Here is a 4,174-nt window from a genome sequence, read left to right on the forward strand (position 1 = left end):
GTATATGATTTATATATAAATCATATATGAAAAGTATCAGGGTGTTCACGATGGGAATCGTTAAAATTTCAGAAGAACTGCATGAAGAAATTCGTAAAGCCAGTGGTGCAATGTCGCGTTCTATTAATTCTCAAGCTGAGTTTTGGATAAAAATGGGCATGATGGCCGAGCTCAACCCAACGCTCTCTTATAACGAACTAGTCCGTAAATTACTTTTGAGTGAATCACTAACACTACAAGGGCTGATCAATGATTAATGTTGTTGTTAAAACACCAGAGCAAATAGCGCTGATGCGCGAATCAGGCCGCTTGCTAGCCGATGTATTCACCATGCTAGACAGCTTTGTGGTGGCTGGTGTGACTACCATGGAAATCAATGATCGGGTAGATGATTACATTGTGAATACGTTAAGTGCACGCCCTGCCAGTAAAGGGCAGTACGATTACCCTTATGTGCTTAACGCGTCGATTAATGATGTGATTTGTCATGGTATGCCACAGGTTCACCGAGCTTTGAAAAACGGCGACATTATTAATCTTGATATTACCTTAGAGAAAAATGGCTATATTGCTGACTCCAGTAAAATGTACATGATTGGTGATGTTTCGCCGCAAGCGCGTAAGTTGGTAAAAGAAACCTATAATGCGCTTTGGAAAGGGATTAAACAGGTAAAACCTGGTGCGCGTTTAGGGGATATTGGTCATGCGGTACAGCAACATGCTGAAAGCCATGGCTATAGCGTAGTTCGTGAATATTGCGGTCATGGTATTGGCCAAGAAATGCATGAGGATCCGCAAGTGCTACATGTTGGTCGCGCAGGTACGGGTATGGTGCTCAAAGAAGGCATGACGTTTACGATAGAGCCAATGATCAATCAAGGAACGCACCGTACCAAAACCAAAAAAGATGGCTGGACTGTGGTGACCCGTGATAAGAAATTATCAGCACAGTGGGAACATACAGTGGCAGTAACAAGCGATGGGGTTGAAATATTAACTCTGCGCCCGAACGAGCGCGAGTAATTTGTTCGATTACCTTAGTGACTGATAGGTTGTTTTACAGCGTAGGCCGCTAAAAATTGATTTACCGCGCATGTGATTGCCAGCTGTTGTTGTTGTTCTGACGCGATAGGCTGGTGCATCAAAATTTGAGGCCAAAAAACAACGGCTTTTAAGCTGGCAAAAAATTGCTCTGCGGCAATCTGCGGATGAGGAACAGCAAGTTTACCGGTGGCATTGGCGTTTTCGATCCACTGCTCAAAGCTGTAACCCCCTTCGAGGTTCTGTAATCTTTCTAGCATGATATTAGCGATCACATTTGAGCGAATACACTCAGTCATCACCATGCGTGATAGCGTGAGAAATTCCATTTGGCACAGCAGCGTCACTTCTTTTTGGGCAATCGCAACGAGTTGCGACCTAATCTCTACATCTGCGTCAAAGGTTAAGGTTTTCATTACCTTACAGCCATCAAGTAACCTATCGACAATCACTGAAAATAAGCTGTCTTTGGTCGGGTAATACTTATACAAAGTACGTTTAGATACCTCAGCCTGTTTAGCTATCGCCTCCATACTTGCTTGCTCTAAGCCCTTTTCAGCAAAAATATTTATCGCTGAACGAATAATATTTTCTTGTTTAATTTCAGCCACTTTAGCCATAAATCGCCTTTTTGCCAAAAATAAAAGTAAACGGTTGTGTTTACTTTTATGTGAAAACCAATAATATTGAAAGTATACACCATCGTTTACTTTTGAGGCTAGCTGCAATTATGAACACAGTAGTGAAGACATCGTTGATTTCTGTTTTAGGCGTACTAGGCCTAGCTGGTGCTGCTGGTGGCAACGTTACGGGCGATTTGGTAAGAAGCGAAGACATTCGCCAAGAACGTATTGCTCAATCGCCTCAATTTAAAGATGGCAAAGTTATTTCGAACATGGTCAAGGTGGATACGGATGAAGGCATGGCAAAGCTAATGTGGCGCTTTTTTGCCGAACGTAGCCAAATGAAGCCAGCTCAGGCTTTACCTTATAACGCGGTAGATGTAGCTGCATTGGCGACACCGAGTGATGCATTGCGTGTCACTTGGTTAGGGCATTCCTCTTTGCTCGTGGAAGTCGACCGCACCCGAATCCTGATCGACCCTGTGTTTGATTATGCAGCGCCAGCGGCATTTTCTGGCTTGTTTAAACGTAATGTTGAAGCGCCTATTAAGCGTGAAGATCTGCCATTGCCTGATGTAATTGTTATTTCGCATGACCACTATGATCACCTTGAAGAATCTACGGCTCGTTACTTTGCTGATAAAGGTGTGCGTTTCTTAGTGCCTTTAGGCGTGGGTCGTCACCTTGAAGGCTGGGGCATCGATCCTAACTTGATTGATGAGCTTGACTGGTGGGAGCATAAAGAGATCAACAGCGTGACCTTAACAGCTGCGCCAGCTAATCATAATTCAGGACGTGGTCTATTCGACAGTAATAAAACCTTGTGGGCATCTTGGGCTATTCAGGCTGATGCGGGCAGCGTTTTTTACAGTGGCGATACCGCATACGGTGAGCATTTTTCCGAGATCGGTGAGCGTTTAGGGCCGTTTGATTTATCCTTCATTGAAGTAGCAGCCAACGTGAAAGATGGGAAAGGGTATCCCGTTGAGGGCTGGGGGCATATGCAAGCCTCCCATACCATGCAGGCGCACCTTGATGTGCGAGCGGAGAAACTGTTTCCCGTACACTGGTCTACCTATGAGTTGTTCTTGCACCGTTGGGATGAACCCGTGAATGATTTGATTGAAGAAGCGAGCATGCATGGTGCGACCCTTGTGACACCTATGGTTGGAGACAGTTTGGATTTCTCGCAAGCGGTAACAACAGACTACTGGTGGAAAAGGATCAATCAGCCAGAACAATCATTGGTAATGAATGAAGCAAGGTAATTAAGGCTGGGTCACTAACGCCTTGTAACCAAAACGAGCAATTAGAAAGGAGAGCTTATGTGCTCTCCTTTTTTACTTATGTTTAGCTAAAATCAGGTTAGATTCATCAGGCGCGGTGAATCTTTACTGTCAATGCCGACTCAAGTTTGCGACAACCGTTGCGAGCTGGTCACGTAGTTGACGTTTAGTGTCTGATAGTATTTTGTTTTTTTGCCAAATTATATCGTATTGAGCACGATGTTGTGTGGCAGAAAAGTCAGGCTTAAAGGTAACGATCCCCTCAGGTAACGGTGCCGATTGATCAACCGCGATAAATGCCCAACCAATATTCACTTGTAAGGCTGCCAGTAAGGTATCGTATCCTTCGCAATACCAACGGTGCGATGACATTGCCACCGTTTGAACGAGTTGGCTTTCTAACATTGAGGAGGCAACAACTTGCGTTGATGTCGCTAAATCATCATTGCTAATTTGTCGCTTATGACGAAATGGGTGCTGCTTGCCGCAAGCAAACATGTAGCAGATATGCCCAACTGCAGTGAATTCATAAAAGCTGGAATTACTTTCTAAACTAGGGGTAAGCGCCAAGTCAATTTGGTTATTTTTAACTAACTCAAAAATTTGAGTACTCGGTTTACGCAATAATTTTAATTGCATTATCGGGTACTGTTTATGGATGTGTTGCAGCCAACCCATGAAAGGCGTTAACGGTAAATCTTCATCAAACGCAATCGTCAGCGACACTGGCGAGCCTGCAGAAATTAATGCCGCGCTATTTTCAAACCGCTCAGCGCTATCAAGTGCAAGTTTGGCAATGTTGCTACTGATTGTGCTCTGTTGGCGGCCAAGTTGGCGTGCTGCGGCACTGAATGAACCCGTATCAGCGGCAGCGATAAAACTTTTGAGTAGATCTGAATTGATCATATTGAGAATAGATTCGAGCAGTTACTGAGCGATCTTCACCAAGAGATCGGAGGTCACGACCCTATCGAGATCGCGAAAACATCTGACGGCACGACATCGCCATCTTATGGGGTTAACACCAGCCTGCTCGACTTCACTTTATTTGGTCAATACATCGCCCAAGGCAAAGTCGGCAAAGCATTTTATGCTGAACTAGAGGATACAAGTGATGATGTACTATTTAAAACCCCTGGTGCAGGGGTAATGCCGATCAGTTAGCGTAAATATGATCGGTTGAACGATCCTCCAGAGCTGTCAAAATCCAAGTGTAATTAATGC

Annotated in this window: 5 protein-coding genes; 3 read left to right on the forward strand and 2 right to left on the reverse strand. The window is 44.4% G+C overall.

The features are described from left to right. The first annotated feature begins 50 nt into the window (after positions 1 to 50). Both ASV53_RS23005 and map read left to right on the forward strand, forming a co-directional pair. On the forward strand, positions 51 to 257 hold the full coding sequence (locus ASV53_RS23005) for a ParD-like family protein (protein WP_094958845.1): 207 nt from the start codon (positions 51 to 53) through the stop codon (positions 255 to 257). Continuing rightward, positions 250 to 1,023: a type I methionyl aminopeptidase gene (map, locus tag ASV53_RS23010; protein WP_094958846.1), complete on the forward strand. Its 774-nt coding sequence runs from the start codon at positions 250 to 252 to the stop codon at positions 1,021 to 1,023. The genes ASV53_RS23005 and map overlap by 8 nt, the downstream gene beginning before the upstream one ends. Positions 1,024 to 1,037: 14 nt before the next feature. Here the strand turns inward: map and ASV53_RS23015 are convergent, their stop codons facing one another. Beyond that, positions 1,038 to 1,661 carry a TetR/AcrR family transcriptional regulator gene (locus ASV53_RS23015; RefSeq protein ID WP_094958847.1) on the reverse strand — a complete coding sequence of 208 codons (624 nt, stop codon included), beginning with the start codon at positions 1,659 to 1,661 and terminating at the stop codon, positions 1,038 to 1,040. 110 nt (positions 1,662 to 1,771) lie between these two features. Between ASV53_RS23015 and ASV53_RS23020 the strand changes: the two genes are divergently transcribed. Next, positions 1,772 to 2,932, forward strand: coding sequence for an MBL fold metallo-hydrolase (locus ASV53_RS23020; RefSeq protein WP_094958848.1), 1,161 nt, complete (start codon positions 1,772 to 1,774; stop codon positions 2,930 to 2,932). Positions 2,933 to 3,061: 129 nt separating this feature from the next. On the opposite strand, the gene ASV53_RS23025 is transcribed toward ASV53_RS23020, so the two are convergent. Continuing rightward, complete coding sequence (locus ASV53_RS23025; RefSeq protein ID WP_094958849.1) at positions 3,062 to 3,856, reverse strand: LysR family transcriptional regulator; 795 nt, start codon at positions 3,854 to 3,856, stop codon at positions 3,062 to 3,064. Positions 3,857 to 4,174: the final 318 nt, after the last annotated feature.

It is taken from the genome of Photobacterium sanguinicancri (assembly GCF_002265265.1).
Lineage (GTDB): Bacteria > Pseudomonadota > Gammaproteobacteria > Enterobacterales > Vibrionaceae > Photobacterium > Photobacterium sanguinicancri.